We start from the raw sequence: 14,550 nt of genomic DNA on the forward strand, positions 1-14,550 counted from the left end.
ATGAATTCGACCCGAACCCACTCCCGCCCCTCTCTGCGCAGCCTGCCAGGCGATCTCTTTGAACTTCTGGGTTCGATGCGTTTTGCCGTCAGCCTGCTGATGTTCATCTGCGTGGCCAGCCTGGTGGGTACGGTGCTGCAGCAGAACCGATCGTCCAACAATTACATCGACCAGTTCGGGCCGTTCTGGTTCGAGGTCTTTGACAAGTTCTCTATCTGGCACGTCTACAACAGCTGGTGGTTCCTGCTGATCATGGGCTTTCTGGTCGTATCGACCTCGGTGTGTCTGATCCGAAATGCCCCCAAGATGCTTCGCGACGCGCGATCGTTTCGCGAGCACGTGCGCGAAGGCAGCCTGCGCGCCTTTCCGCATCGCGTAGAGACCACCGAGCCCACCGGCGTGCCGCAGACGGTGACCGGCCTGAAGGCGCTGCTGGGCCGCATGGGTTACGCGGTGCGCGTGCGCGAGGCCCAGGATGGCGTTCTGCTGGCCGCCAAGAAGGGCAGCGCCAACCGGCTGGGCTATGTGTTTGCTCACGCCGCCATGGTCATCATCTGTATCGGCGGCCTGCTCGACAGCGAACTGCCGGTGCGCCTGCAGGTCATGTTCGGCGGCAAGCAGCCCATCGTCGAAAACATGCTGATTTCCGAGGTGCCTGAAAGCGGGCGCCTGTCGGTCAACAACCCCAGCTTTCGCGCAAGCGTCCTGGTGCCCGAGGGCGGGCAGGCCAGCACGGCGGTCGTGATGGTGGGCGATGGCGCGCTGGTGCAGCCCATGCCTTTCACGCTCAAGCTCAAGAAGTTCATTGTCGACTACTACTCCACCGGCATGCCCAGCCGCTTTGCCAGCGAAGTCGAGGTCACGGATCCGGACACGGGCAAGACCTTCGATTCGACCATCGAAGTGAACGAGCCGCTGCGCTTCAAGGGCATGACGGTGTATCAGTCGAGCTTTGACGACGGCGGCAGTACAGTCGTGCTCAAGGGGTACCCGCTGGTGGGCGTCAACGACACGACGTTCTCGGTCGACGGTACGGTGGGCAAGACCAGCGAGCTGACGGCGCAAACGGCCAAGGGCCCGCGCAGCATGGGCATCGAGGTCACGGCCATGCGTCCGATCAACGTCGAAGACCTGACCCGCGGCGCCCCCAAGGGCGCCGACCAGAGCTTTGCCGAACACGTGGCCTCGGTCGCGGGCAGCGCGGCCGGCAAGAAGAACGAAAACCTGCGCAACGTGGGGCCCAGCGTCGAATACAAGCTGATCGACGATGCGGGTCAGGCGCATGAGTTCCAGAACTACATGCTGCCCGTCGAACTGGACGGTGCGGCCGTCTTCCTGGCCGGCGTGCGCAACAACGCCGGCGAGCCCTTCCGCTATCTGCGCATCCCGGCCGACGACGACAGCTCCATCGCCGAATTCATGCGTCTGCGCGCCACGCTGGCCGATCCGGCCGCGCGCAAGGAAGCGGCCCGCCGTTTTGCCGAGCGCAACAGCCCGTCGGGGGCCGATCGCCAGCCGCTGGAAACCGCGGCCGAACGTGCGCTGGACACCTTTGCCGCCGGCGGCCTGCAGGCCGTCGCGGCGTTCTTGCAAGCCAATACTCCCGCCGCCGATCTGGAGCGCGCCGCCGATGTCGTGATTCGCCTGATCGGCGCCAGCATGAACGAATTGCGCGCCATCGCACGCGAACGCGCCGGTCAGCAGCCGGTGGCCGTCGATGGTCCGGAAGGCGAGCGCGCGGCAGTGTGGTCGCGTCTGGCCGTGGCCGCGCTGTCCGACCTGACCGTCTATCCCGCACCCGTGTTCCTGTCGCTGGCCGACTTCAATCACGTGCAGGCCAGCGTCTTCCAGGTCAGCCGCACGCCGGGCAAGAACACCGTCTATCTGGGCAGCCTGTTGCTGGTCCTGGGCGTGTTTTCGATGTTCTATATCCGCGACCGCCGCGTCTGGATCTGGGTCAAACCGCAAGGCGGCGGCAGCAGCGTCCTGGCGGCCATGACGTCACAGAAGCGTACACTTGACTTCAATCAAGAGTTCGAACGCTTCAAGCAGGCGCTGCTGCGCCAGAAAAAAGGGTCTTAAGGTTATTTATGTCCACCACGACCACCACGCCACCCCCGTCGCCTGAATCGCTTTGGCAGGATGCCTTGTCCGAAACCGGCGACAGCCGCGCGCAACGCGGAAAGCCCGACTGGACTGACATCGTCTTCTTCCTGCTGCTGGCAGTGGGGGCTGGTTTCGCGCTGACCCGCTACGGGCACGCGATGGACTATTACGAGAAGATCATCCTGTGCGGCACGGTGCCGGCGGTGGCCTGGCTGGGCTGGCTGTGGCGTCCGCTGCGCCGTTTGATGATCGCCTGTGCGATCTCCGCGGGCTTCGCGCTGATGCTGTACGGCAACGATCTGGCTCGCGCCGAGCAGGTGTTCTTTTTGAAGTATCTGTTTTCCTCGCAGTCCGCGATCCTGTGGATGAGCGCGCTGTTTGCGCTGTCGATGGTGTGCTACTGGATCGGCCTGTTCAGCCCGACCGCCGCCTGGCTGGGCACGGCGCTGAGCTGGGGCGCGGTGTTCGCGGGTGTCACGGGCCTGCTCGTGCGCTGGCGCGAGGGCCATCTGATGGGTCCGGACCTGGGCCATATCCCGGTCAGCAACCTGTACGAAGTCTTCGTCCTGTTTTCGCTCATCACCGCGCTCTTCTACCTGTACTACGAACGTAAGTACGCCACGCGCGCGCTCGGCGGCTTCGTGATGCTGGTGGTGACCTCGGCCGTCGTGTTCCTGCTCTGGTATTCGTTCACGCGCGACGCCGGACAGATCCAGCCGCTGGTGCCTGCGCTCAAGAGCTGGTGGATGAAACTGCACGTGCCGGCCAACTTCATCGGCTACGGAACGTTCTCGCTGGCGGCGATGGTGGGCTTCGCATATCTGGTCAAGCAGCATGGCCACACGACCTCGTGGGCCAAGCTTGCGCCGCTGTTCATCCTGGGCGTGTTGCTGTGCGCGGAGCCCATGGTGTTTCGCACCGATGGCCTTTCCGCGACCTGGATGTTGTACTTCGGCGTGGGGGCCGTGATAGTGGGCGCCATCCTGCTGGGCCGCCGCCGTATTGCGGACGCGCTGCCGTCGCTGGAAGTGCTGGACGACATCATGTATCGCGCCATCGCGATCGGGTTTGCCTTCTTTACCGTCGCAACCATCCTGGGGGCGCTGTGGGCGGCCGATGCGTGGGGCGCGTATTGGCAGTGGGACCCCAAGGAAACCTGGGCGCTGATCGTCTGGCTGAACTACGCGGCGTGGCTGCACATGCGCCTCATCAAGGGCCTGCGTGGCGCCATGGCGGCCTACTGGGCGCTGCTGGGCCTGCTGATCACGGGCTTTGCCTTCCTGGGCGTGAACATGTTCCTGTCGGGCCTGCACTCGTACGGTCAGCTCTAAGCCCGCGCCAGCGCGGTGTATAAAAAAGGCCCCTGCATGCAGGGGCCTTTGTGTTTTGCGGCGCGCCGATTCAGGGAAGCAGCGATTCGCCGCGGAGCTGATCGGCCAGCGTTTCGCGCTGGCGCACGACATAGTATTTGTCGCCGTCGACCATCACTTCGGCCGGGCGGCCGCGCGAGTTGTAGTTGCTGGCCATGGTCATGCCGTAGGCGCCGGCCGATTCCACCGCCAGCACGTCGCCTTGGCGGATGGCCAGCAGGCGCTGCTTTGCCAGCCAGTCAGCGCTTTCGCAGACGGGGCCGACGATGTCGTATTCGGCGGTGTCGCCGGCGCGCGGGTGCAGCGGCTGCACGCCGTGAAAGGCCTCGTAAAGCGCCGGGCGCAGCAGGTCGTTCATGGCCGCGTCGACGATGGCGAAATTGCGGGCTTCGGCGTGCTTGATGTATTGAACGGTGGTGAGCAGCATGCCGGCATTGCCGACGAGCGAGCGTCCCGGTTCCAGAACCAGATGCAGATGCCCCTGGCCGCGCGCGTTCAGCCGCTCGAAGACGCGGTCCAGCAGGGCGCGCGGCGATGGGGGCGTTTCGTCCTGGTAGCGGATGCCCAGTCCGCCGCCCAAGTCCAGGTGTTCGATGCGGATGCCCGCCTGTTCCAGGCTTTCGATCAGGTCCAGCAGCTTTTCCAGCGCGTCGAAGTAGGGACTGATATCGGTCAGCTGCGAGCCGATATGGCAGTCCACGCCGACGATACGCAGGCCGGGCAGCGACTGCGCGGTGCGGTAGGCAGCCAGCGCCTGCCCGATGGCGATGCCGAACTTGTTTTCTTTCAGGCCGGTCGAGATATAAGGGTGTGTGCGGGCGTCCACGTCCGGATTCACGCGTAGCGACACCGGGGCGCGCAGGCCCATGTTTGCCGCGACGTCCGACAGGCGATGCAGTTCGTCCACCGATTCGACGTTGAAGCACTTCACGCCGGCGAGGAGGGCGTCGCGCATTTCCCAGGCCTGCTTGCCCACGCCCGAGAACACGATTCGCGACGCGTCCGCGCCCGCGGCGAGCGCGCGATGCAGTTCACCGCCCGACACGATGTCAAAGCCGGCGCCCAACCGGGCGAATTCGCCCAGCACCGCCAGGTTGGAATTGGCCTTCATGCCGTAGCAGACTAATACCGGACGCTGGCCGATGGCGCTGCAATAGGATTGCCACGCGGCTTTCAGCGCCGCGCGGGAGTAGACGTAAAGGGGCGTTCCCAACCGTTCGGCCAGATGGTCAAGCGGCACATCCTCGGCGTACAACGCATTATTGCGGTACTGGAAGTAGGGATGGCCGGCCAATTCTGGCGGGGTGGGGAACGGGGGCGTCATGGGAGGGACGGGGCCGGAGGGATTTGCGCAGGCGGCGGCGTTTGCTGCGTGCGGGCCGGCGCCTTGCCTTCAGGGGGCGGCGGCATGAAGAGCGGCCCCTTGTACCCGCAGGCCGCTACCATGCCGGTCGCCAGGAGCGTGGCTACAATGCGAAGAGCCATGCGGCTGTATGCCAATTGGAACACTGGGAACTCCGTAATTCTTGCAGGCTCGATTATGACCGAAACCGAATTTCTTGCGTTGATCGACCAGGTGCTGGACAGCATCGAAAGCCAGGCCGATGACTGGGCGGCTTCGCTCGACGTCGATGTGGAAACCAGCCGCAGCGGCAATGTGCTGACCATGGTTTTCGAGGACAACACCCACGTCGTGGTGAACAGCCAGGCTGCCATGCAGGAGCTGTGGGTCGCCGCGCGCAGCGGCGGCTTTCACTACCGCTACGATGGCCAGCACTGGAACGATACCCGGGGCGGACCGCAGTTGCCGGACGCCCTGTCCCAGATCTGCTCGGCTGCCGCCGGCGTCCCCGTGACGATCCGGCTGTAAAAAAAGGCCGGCCCGATGGGCCGGCCTTTCTGCATCAGAAGGGAATCTTCTGCGACCAGGGCGTGGCGGTCTGCGTGCCCACGCCCGGCGCGACCTTGATCCGGGTGTCTTCGCCGGAGCCGCTGGTGAGGCCGTTCAGGAATTCACCCAGCGTGTCGGCTTCCGGCAGTCCCAGACGGGCCACTGCCTGTCCGGGCGGGAACTCGGAGAAGTAGAACTCGCCGTTTTCCACGAGCAGGCCGTCCGGACGCGGGCGCTGCTTTTCTTCCGGCACGCCCTTGAGCACGCTCTGCATGTAATCCACCCAGATCGGCATGGCCACGCCGCCGCCGGTTTCGCGCGAACCCAGCGACTTGGGCTGGTCAAAGCCGAGCCAGGCGGTCGCGGCCAGCGTGGGCGTATAGCCCGAGAACCAGGCGTCCACGGATTCGTTGGTCGTGCCCGTCTTGCCGGCGATGTCGCCGCGCTTGAGCAATGCACGCGCACGCGCCGCGGTGCCGTACGTGGTGACGCCGCGCAGGATGTCGTCCATGACCCAGGCGGTGCGCGGGTCGATGGCGCGGGCTGCGGCGTCGCCAGCGACAACCGGCTTGGACTGCATGATGACCTTGCCGCTGCTGTCGGTGACGCGGTCGATCAGGTAGGGCGTGACGCGGTAGCCGCCATTGGCGAACACCGAGAAGGCGCCTGCCAGCTGCAGCGGCGTGACCGAGCCGGCGCCCAGCGCCAGCGGCAGCACGGCCGGCTGGCGCGCCTTGTCAAAGCCGAAGCGCGTGAGATAGTCCTGCGCGTACTGCGGACCGATGGCCTGCAGGATTCGGATCGACACCATGTTCTTGGACTTGTACAGGCCCTGACGCAGCGTCAGCATGGGCTCGTACTGGTTGCCGTAGTTTTTGGGGTTCCAGGCCTTGGAGCCGGTTTGCGCGGCGGTCAGCTCGAACGGCTGGTCCGAGATCTGCGTGCCCGGCGTCAAGCCGCGTTCCAGCGAGGCGGCGTAGATGAAGGGCTTGATGTTCGAGCCCGGCTGGCGCCATGCCTGCGTCACACGGTTGAAGTTGCCGCGGTAGAAATCAAAGCCGCCGACCATGGCGCGGATGGCGCCGTCCTGCGGCGACAACGCCACGAAGGCTGCCTGCACCGAAGGCATGTTGATGATTTCCCAGTTGTCGCCGAACTTGCGGATGTAGACCACGGAACCGCGCTTGATGCGCTGTTCCGGCTTGGCCTTGTCGTTCAGCGCGCGGGCCACCACGCCCAGCACCTTCTTGTCCGTGACGGTGATGATTTCGCGCGAGCTGCGCGCCAGCTTCACTTCGGTGGGGCTGGCCGACAGCACCACTGCGGTCAGCAGGTCGCCGCTGTCGGAGAACTTGTCGAACACGCCATCCAGGAATTCGTCCAGCGCGGCGGGGTTGTTCTCGGTGCCCGGGGGCAGGTCGAGCTGTTCTTCCGGACCGGGATAGGGCGCGCGGCGCGTGTATTCCAGCACGCCTTCGCGCACGGCGCGGTAGGCGGCTTCCTGGTCCTTGGACTGCACGGTCGTGTAGATGTTGATGCCGCGCGAATAGACGTTGTCCTGGTACACGTTGTAGAGCAGCTGGCGCGCCAGCTCGGCCACGTACTCGCCATGGATGGAATAGCCGCCGGCCGGCGTGCCTTCCGCGGACTTCATGACGATCGGCTGCGCCATCGCCTGCTTGTATTCCGGTTCGGTCAGGTAGCCCAGCGAATGCATGCGGCCCAGCACGTAGCGCTGGCGCAGTTCGGCGCGGGGGCGGTTGGCGATGGGATTGAAGCGCGAGGGCGCCTTCGGAATGCCGGCCAGCATGGCGGCTTCGGCCGGCGTGACTTCCGACAGCGGCTTGCCGAAGTACGTGCGCGAGGCGGCCGCAAAGCCGTAGGCACGGTGGCCCAGGTAGATCTGGTTCATGTAGAGCTCGAGGATCTGGTCCTTGGTGAGCTCGGATTCAATCTTGAATGTCAGCAGCAGTTCGTAGAACTTGCGCGAATAGGTCTTTTCGGACGACAGGTAGAAGTTACGCGCGACCTGCATCGTGATCGTGCTGGCCCCCTGCGTCTTGGACATGCTGATCAGGTTGGTCAGGCCGGCGCGCACCACGCCCATCCAGTCGATGCCGCCGTGCTGGTAGAAGCGGTCGTCCTCGGCCGCCAGCACCGCGGACTTCATGACGTCCGGGATTTCGTTAAAGCGCAGCACGTTGCGGCGTTCTTCGCCGAACTCGCCGATCAGGACGCGGTCTGCGGTGTACACGCGCAGCGGCACCCGCGGCCGGTAGTCCGTCATGGCGTTCAGGTCGGGCAGGTTGGGCCACGCGAGCGCCAGCGCCATGCCCGCGAGCAACACACCGCACAGGAACAGGCCGGCGAAAAGAATGCCGGTTTTTACGAAGAACCGCAGTATCGGGGAGCCGCTGCTGGCGGGCTTGTCTTTCTTGGAGGAATTCTGGGGCTTGCTCATCGCGGCGATTTTACGGGTATCTCCGGTCCCGCCTTATCGCGGGGGATCGGTTTCTGTAACAAAATAGGTCAGTGTGGTGCGCGGGCAACTGCGGCAAATGTGATAATGCCGGCATGAACTTTGCCGCTAACTCATGTCCGGAGGCAGCCCCGGACCCGGCGCGCGCCGACGCAGCGCCTGAAAGCCAGCCCTGCGCCGTCGAGTGCACGGGCAAGACCGTGTCGTTGCCGCACGACCTGCCGGTATTCTTGGTCGGAATGATGGGCGCGGGCAAGACAACCATAGGCCGTAGCCTGGCGCGTGCGCTGGGGCGCGACTTTATGGATCTGGATCATGAGCTCGAGGCGCGTTGCGGCGTACGGGTGCCGGTAATCTTCGAAATCGAGGGCGAAGCCGGTTTTCGTCGCCGAGAGTCCGCCGCCTTGGAAGAGTGTACCCAACGGCGCAACATAATTCTTGCCACCGGCGGCGGCGCCATTCTGGCCCCCGAAAACCGGCAGCTCTTGCGTCAGCGCGGGATTGTCGTCTATCTGAGGGCCAGCGTGGACGAATTGTTCCGCCGGACCTGCCGCGACCGCAACCGGCCCCTGTTGGCCACCGCCGATCCGCGCGGCACGCTGCGCGACCTGATGACCCGGCGCGAGCCGCTATACAAGGAAGTGGCCGACCTGGTGGTGGAAACGGGGTCAATGCCCATCCACACCCTGGTCAAGGCGCTGCTGCCGCAATTACAAGCTTTCGAGAAGCGCATATGAACGTTGTTGACGTCGACACCCCGGGTGGAAGCTATCCGATCCACATCGGACCTGGCCGCCTGGATTCCCTGGATCAATGCATTCCCGCGGACGCGACCGCGATCGCCGTGGTCACCAACCCCACGGTGGCGGCCCTGTACGGCGAGCGCGCCGAAGCGGCGCTGGCGCGCACGGGCAAGCGCGTGCTGCGAATCGAACTGCCTGACGGCGAAGCCTACAAAGACTGGCAGTCTCTTAACCTGATCTTCGACGCGTTGCTCGGCAACCGCCTGGATCGCCGGTGCGTGCTGGTTGCGCTGGGCGGCGGCGTCATCGGCGACATGACCGGCTTTGCCGCGGCCGTGTACATGCGCGGCGTGCGCTTCCTGCAGGTGCCCACGACGCTGCTGGCGCAGGTGGACTCGTCGGTGGGCGGCAAGACCGCCGTGAATCACCCGCTGGGCAAGAACATGATCGGCGCGTTCTATCAGCCGATCGCGGTGGAAATCGACACCGATGTGCTGAACACCTTGCCCGCGCGCGAGGTTTCGGCCGGCCTGGCCGAAGTCATCAAGTACGGCCTCATCCTGGATCCGGCGTTCTGGAGCTGGTGCGAGGACAACGCGCAGCAGCTACGCGCGCTGGACGGCGACGCCGTGGCCTACGCGATCCGCCGCTCGTGCGAACTGAAGGCGCAGGTGGTGGGCAAGGACGAGCGCGAATCCGGGTTGCGCGCCATCCTGAACCTGGGCCACACATTTGGCCACGCCATCGAGTCGGGTCTGGGCTACGGCGCCTGGCTGCACGGCGAGGCAGTGGGTTGCGGCATGGTGCAGGCAGCCGAGCTGTCGGCCGATGTGGCGGGCTTCGATCGCGCCGACGTGGCGCGTGTGCGTGCGCTGGTGCAGGCTATCGGGTGCCCGGTCGTCGCGCCCGACCTGGGTGCGGACCGCTGGCTGGACCTGATGCAGGTGGACAAGAAAACGGAAGGGGGCTCGATCCGCTACGTGCTCATGCCGCGCATCGGCGAGGCCGTGATGCGGCCGGCGCCGGACGATGCGGTGCGCGCCGTGCTGGCCCGAACCACCCAGTAAACGCAGTGATGGACGGTGTTGCAGATGAATGAACTGGCTTCCTATGCTTCTCACCCGTCACGATCGCGCGGCCGGACCCACACCGAGCCGCCGCCGGAAAACCGCACGGAGTTTCAGCGCGACCGCGATCGCATCGTGCATTCCAGCGCCTTCCGGCGGCTGGAATACAAGACGCAGGTCTTCGTCAACCATGAAGGCGACCTCTTTCGCACGCGCCTGACGCACAGCCTGGAAGTGGCCCAGATCGCGCGCACGCTGGCGCGCAGCATGGGGCTGTCCGAAGACCTGACCGAAGCCATCTCGTTGGCGCATGACCTGGGCCACACGCCGTTCGGCCACGCCGGGCAGGACGAGCTCAATGCCTGCATGCGCGAACTGGCGCCGCAGGCGGGCGGCTTTGAGCACAACCTGCAAAGCCTGCGCGTGGTGGACGAGCTTGAAGAGCGCTATGCCGACTTCAATGGCCTGAACCTGTGCTTCGAGACGCGCGAGGGCATCCTCAAGCATTGCTCGGTTGCCCATGCACGGATGCTGGGGGAGGTCGGCGAACGGTTCCTGAACCGCACGCAGCCGTCGCTGGAGGCGCAGCTTGCCAATCTGGCCGACGAGATCGCGTACAACAACCACGATGTCGACGACGGTTTGCGCTCGGGGTTGATCACGCTGGATCAGTTGAAGGACGTGTCGATTTTCGAGCGCCACCATGCGTATGTGCTGGACCGCTATCCCGGGCTGGCGCCGCGGCGCGCGGTGGCCGAAACGATACGCCGAATGATCAACACGCTGATCGTCGATCTGACCCGCACGTCACTGGCGCGCATCCGCGACGCGGCGCCGGCCAGCGCGGACGATGTGCGGCGCTCTCCGCCGCTGGCGGGGTTCTCCGACGATATCCGCCGGGAAGCGGACACGCTGAAGAAATTCCTGTTCGACAACCTGTACCGGCACTACCGCGTGCTGCGCATGACGAGCAAGGCCCGCCGCATCGTGCGCGAGCTGTTTGCGGCCTTTCTGGATGATCCGCGCCTCTTGCCGCCCGATTACCGCCGCGAGCAGTTCAATGAACAAGCCCGCGCCATCGCCGACTACATCGCCGGCATGACCGACCGCTACGCCATCCGCGAACACAAGCGGCTGTTCGACATGGCGTAGCCGCGCCGCGGGCAAGCCGGTCTTCAGCGGTGCTTGCGGTAGGGCTCGTCCGCTTCGACGAAGGTGGCTTCGGCCTGTGCGTCCCGCGTCCACTCCTGCATGGCGGGCAGCGCCAGCACGGCATCCATGTACTCGCGCACGGGGCCTGCGGCCGCGATGCCGTAGGTCGTGAAGCGCGAGACCACCGGCGCGAAGAACGCGTCGGCAATCGAAAACGCGCCAAACAGGAAGGGGCCGCCCTGGCCGAACTGCGCACGCGTTTCCTGCCAGATGGCCTGCACGCGCGCCACGTCCGCGCGCGCCGCTTCCGGAAATTCGATGCCCGGCAAGTGGGCTTCGACGTTCATCGGCATGGCCTGGCGCAGTGCGCCAAAACCGCTGTGCATCTGCGCGGCCAGCGAACGTGCCCGCGCGCGTGCCTTGGCGTCCTGCGGCCACAAGGCGGCCTCGGGGTGGCGCTCGGCGGCGTACTCGCAGATGGCCAGCGAATCCCACACGGCAAAGTCGCCGTCCAGCAACACAGGCACGAGGCCTGCGGGCGACACCTGCGCCACCCGCGCTGAAAACGCCTCGGTGAACAGGCCGACCTTCTGCTCCGTGAATGCGATGCCGGCGGCGCGCAGGGCGATCCACGGACGCATGGACCAGGAAGAGTAGTTCTTGTTGCCGATGATGAGGGTGTACATGCTGGCGTTTCCTATGCAGATAGGGAAGGTTCAGTCGGCCGGCTTGCGGCGCAGCAGCTTGCCCAGGTACTGGCCGGTGTGGCTGGCCTTGGCCGCCGCAACCGTCTCCGGCGTGCCTTGCGCCACGACACGGCCGCCGCCGTCACCGCCCTCGGGGCCCATGTCGACCAGCCAATCCGCGGTCTTGATGACGTCCAGGTTGTGCTCGATGATGAGCACCGTATTGCCGGCGTCCACCAATTGATTGAGCACCTGCAGCAGCAGCTCGATGTCGCGAAAGTGCAGGCCCGTGGTCGGTTCGTCCAGGATGTACAGCGTGCGGCCGGTGCTGCGGCGCGACAGCTCCTGCGACAGCTTCACGCGCTGCGCTTCACCGCCGGACAGCGTGGTCGCGCTTTGCCCCAGGCGGATATACGACAGGCCCACGTCGATGAGCGTGTGCAGCTTGCGCGAGATGGCGGGCACCGATTCGAAGTACTCGAGCGCCTGCTCCACGGTCAGGTCCAGCACTTCGCTGATGTTGCGGCCGCGGTAGCGGATTTCGAGCGTCTCGCGGTTGTAGCGCTTGCCGTGGCAGACGTCGCAAGGCACATACATGTCCGGCAGGAAATGCATCTCGACCTTGACCACACCGTCGCCTTGGCAGGCTTCGCACCGGCCGCCCTTCACATTGAAGCTGAAACGGCCCGGATCGTAGCCGCGCGTGCGCGCTTCCGGCACGCCCGCGAAAAGCTCTCGGATGGGCGTGAACAGGCCCGTATAGGTGGCCGGATTGCTGCGCGGCGTGCGCCCGATGGGGCTTTGATCGACGCTGATGATCTTGTCGAAGTTCTCCAGCCCCTGCATCGACACGTAGGGGGCGGGCTCGCTCTGCGCGTGGTGCAGCTGGCGCGATACGGCCACGGCCAGCGTGTCGTTGATGAGCGTGGATTTGCCCGAGCCGGACACGCCCGTCACGCACACGAGACGGCCAGCCGGCACGCGCAGTTCGACGTTCTTGAGGTTGTTGCCGGTGGCGCCGGTCAGCGTCAACCACGGCAGTTCGTCGTCGACGGGACGGCGCTTCGGGATGGCGATGGCGCGCGCGCCGCTCAGGTACTGCCCCGTCAGCGAGTTGGGATCGCGCTGCACGGTCTCGGGGTCGCCCTGGGCGACGACTTCGCCGCCGTGTTCGCCGGCGCCGGGGCCCATGTCCACCACCCAGTCGGCCATGCGGATCATGTCTTCGTCGTGCTCGACGACGATGACGCTGTTGCCCAGATCGCGCAGATGTTGCAGCGTGCCGATCAGGCGGTCGTTGTCGCGCTGGTGCAGGCCGATTGAGGGCTCGTCCAGCACGTACATCACGCCCGTCAAGCCCGAACCGATCTGGCTGGCCAGACGAATGCGCTGCGCTTCGCCGCCGGAGATCGTGTCCGCGCTGCGATCCAGCGACAGATAGTTCAGGCCCACGTTGTTCAGGAAGCTGAGCCGCGCCTCGATCTCGCGCACGATGCGCTGCGCGATCTCCTGTTTGGCGCCGGTCAAGTTCAGGTTGCGGAACCAGTCCAGGCAGCTGGACAGCGGCATGGACTCGACTTCATAGATGGCCTGGCCGTGGCGCTCGCCGCCGCGCGGGTCGTGCCCGATGAGCACGTTGCGCGCTTCGGGGCGCAGCCGCGAGCCCGCGCAGTCGGGGCAGGTCTTGATGTTGCGGTACTTGCCCAGTTCCTCGCGCACCGTCGCCGAGTCCGTTTCGCGCCACCGGCGCTCCAGGTTCGGGATGACGCCTTCGAACGTATGGCGCTTGACGGTACTGCGGCCTTTTTCGTTCAGGTACAGGAACGAGATCTCTTCTTCGCCGGACCCGTACAGGACCTTGTCGCGTAGCGCCTCGGGCAGCTCCTCGAAGGGCGCCTCGATGTCGAATTCGTAATGGGCGGCCAGGCTGGTCAGCAGCGAGTGCGTGAACGCATTGCGGCGATCCCAGCCGCGGATCGCGCCGGCGGCCAGGCTCAGTTCCGGAAAGGCGACGACCCGCTTCGGATCGAAGAAGCCCACCTGGCCGATGCCGTCGCAGCTGGGGCAGGCGCCCATCGGATTGTTGAAGCTGAACAGGCGTGGCTCCAGCTCGGGCAGGCTGTGGCTGCACACCGGGCAGGCGTAGCGGCTGGAGAAGACCTGCTCGCGCTCGTTGTCCATGTCCAGCGCCAGGGCGCGGCCTTCGGCAAGCTGCAGGGCGGTTTCGAAGCTCTCGGCCAGGCGCTGCTTGCTCTCGGGCCGGATGCGCAGGCGGTCGATGACGACGTCGATGTCGTGCTTCTCAGTCTTTTTCAGCGGCGCCATGCCGTCGATTTCCAACATCTGGCCGTCGACGCGCAGGCGCACATAGCCCTGCGCCTGCAGGCTGGCGCATTCGTCCTCAAAGCTGCCCTTCTTGCCGCGCGCGATGGGGGCCAGCACGGCCAGCCGCGTCTCGGGCGTCCAGCCCAGCACCGCGTCGACCATCTGGCTGACGCTCTGGGCCTGCAGCGGCAGGCCGTGATCGGGGCAGTAGGGCGTGCCCACCCGCGCGTAGAGCAGGCGCAGGTAGTCGTGGATCTCGGTGATGGTGCCGACCGTGGAGCGGGGATTGTGTCCCGCGGCCTTCTGCTCGATCGAGATGGCCGGCGACAGCCCCTCGATGAGATCCACGTCAGGCTTGTCCATCAGTTGCAGGAACTGGCGGGCGTAGGCGGAAAGACTTTCCACATAGCGCCGTTGGCCCTCCGCGTACAGCGTGTCGAACGCCAGCGAGGATTTGCCGGACCCGGACAGACCTGTGACCACCACCAGCTTGTGGCGCGGCAGGTCCAGCGAGACGTTCTTGAGATTGTGGGTGCGGGCACCCCGGATGCGTATGCTCACGTCTGTATGGGTAACGTCCAGTTGCGTCGAAGACGCCTTTGATCCCGCGCACCCTTTGGGCGCATTTAAGCGGTTTCAAAGGCCAACTTGGTACTATAGCGCGCCGAATCCCCTCGCGTTCAAGGTCCTCCATCTGGTGGGACGGAACCGGGGCCGGCGCCGCACCGCCA

General features: G+C 65.5%; 11 protein-coding genes. 6 read left to right on the plus strand and 5 right to left on the minus strand.

The features are described 5' to 3' along the window. Both ASD87_RS23250 and ccsB read left to right on the plus strand, forming a co-directional pair. Entirely contained in the window at window positions 1-2,082 is a 2,082-nt protein-coding gene (locus ASD87_RS23250; protein WP_056327076.1) for a cytochrome c biogenesis protein ResB, read from the plus strand. Window positions 2,083-2,090: 8 nt separating this feature from the next. After that, entirely contained in the window at window positions 2,091-3,437 is a 1,347-nt protein-coding gene (ccsB, locus tag ASD87_RS23255; protein ID WP_056327078.1) for a c-type cytochrome biogenesis protein CcsB, read from the plus strand. A gap of 70 nt (window positions 3,438-3,507) precedes the next feature. Here the strand turns inward: ccsB and lysA are convergent, their stop codons facing one another. Together lysA and ASD87_RS27680 are read right to left on the minus strand one after the other, a co-directional pair. After that, complete coding sequence (lysA, locus tag ASD87_RS23260; protein WP_056327080.1) at window positions 3,508-4,800, minus strand: diaminopimelate decarboxylase; 1,293 nt, start codon at window positions 4,798-4,800, stop codon at window positions 3,508-3,510. Further along, window positions 4,797-5,066, minus strand: a complete 270-nt coding sequence (locus tag ASD87_RS27680) for a lipoprotein (RefSeq protein WP_313690415.1) — start codon at window positions 5,064-5,066, stop codon at window positions 4,797-4,799. Before ASD87_RS27680 ends, lysA begins: the two co-directional genes overlap by 4 nt. On the opposite strand from ASD87_RS27680, the gene cyaY reads away from it, so the two are divergent. Then, complete coding sequence (cyaY, locus tag ASD87_RS23265) at window positions 5,017-5,346, plus strand: iron donor protein CyaY (protein WP_056327082.1); 330 nt, start codon at window positions 5,017-5,019, stop codon at window positions 5,344-5,346. The genes ASD87_RS27680 and cyaY overlap by 50 nt on opposite strands. A gap of 34 nt (window positions 5,347-5,380) precedes the next feature. Here the strand turns inward: cyaY and ASD87_RS23270 are convergent, their stop codons facing one another. Then, window positions 5,381-7,828: a penicillin-binding protein 1A gene (locus tag ASD87_RS23270; RefSeq protein WP_056327085.1), complete on the minus strand. Its 2,448-nt coding sequence runs from the start codon at window positions 7,826-7,828 to the stop codon at window positions 5,381-5,383. A gap of 113 nt (window positions 7,829-7,941) precedes the next feature. Here ASD87_RS23270 and ASD87_RS23275 point away from each other — a divergent pair, with 113 nt between their 5' ends. Genes ASD87_RS23275 through ASD87_RS23285 form a run of 3 tightly spaced genes read left to right on the plus strand, consistent with a single transcriptional unit; the run spans window position 7,942 to window position 10,808 of the window. Beyond that, window positions 7,942-8,583 carry a shikimate kinase gene (locus ASD87_RS23275; protein WP_056327087.1) on the plus strand — a complete coding sequence of 214 codons (642 nt, stop codon included), beginning with the start codon at window positions 7,942-7,944 and terminating at the stop codon, window positions 8,581-8,583. Then, on the plus strand, window positions 8,580-9,656 hold the full coding sequence (aroB, locus tag ASD87_RS23280) for a 3-dehydroquinate synthase (protein WP_056327089.1): 1,077 nt from the start codon (window positions 8,580-8,582) through the stop codon (window positions 9,654-9,656). Before ASD87_RS23275 ends, aroB begins: the two co-directional genes overlap by 4 nt. A 24-nt stretch (window positions 9,657-9,680) precedes the next feature. Continuing rightward, entirely contained in the window at window positions 9,681-10,808 is a 1,128-nt protein-coding gene (locus tag ASD87_RS23285; protein WP_056327091.1) for a deoxyguanosinetriphosphate triphosphohydrolase, read from the plus strand. Between the two features lie 23 nt (window positions 10,809-10,831). Here ASD87_RS23285 and ASD87_RS23290 read toward each other — a convergent pair whose 3' ends face one another. Together ASD87_RS23290 and uvrA are read right to left on the minus strand one after the other, a co-directional pair. Further along, a complete protein-coding gene (locus tag ASD87_RS23290; protein ID WP_056327093.1) occupies window positions 10,832-11,494 on the minus strand; it encodes a glutathione S-transferase family protein in 663 nt (220 codons plus the stop codon). 30 nt (window positions 11,495-11,524) lie between these two features. Beyond that, window positions 11,525-14,380, minus strand: a complete 2,856-nt coding sequence (gene uvrA, locus ASD87_RS23295; protein ID WP_056327095.1) for an excinuclease ABC subunit UvrA — start codon at window positions 14,378-14,380, stop codon at window positions 11,525-11,527. Between the last annotated feature and the right edge of the window lie 170 nt (window positions 14,381-14,550).

It is taken from the genome of Achromobacter sp. Root170 (genome assembly GCF_001428165.1).
GTDB lineage: Bacteria > Pseudomonadota > Gammaproteobacteria > Burkholderiales > Burkholderiaceae_B > Achromobacter > Achromobacter mucicolens.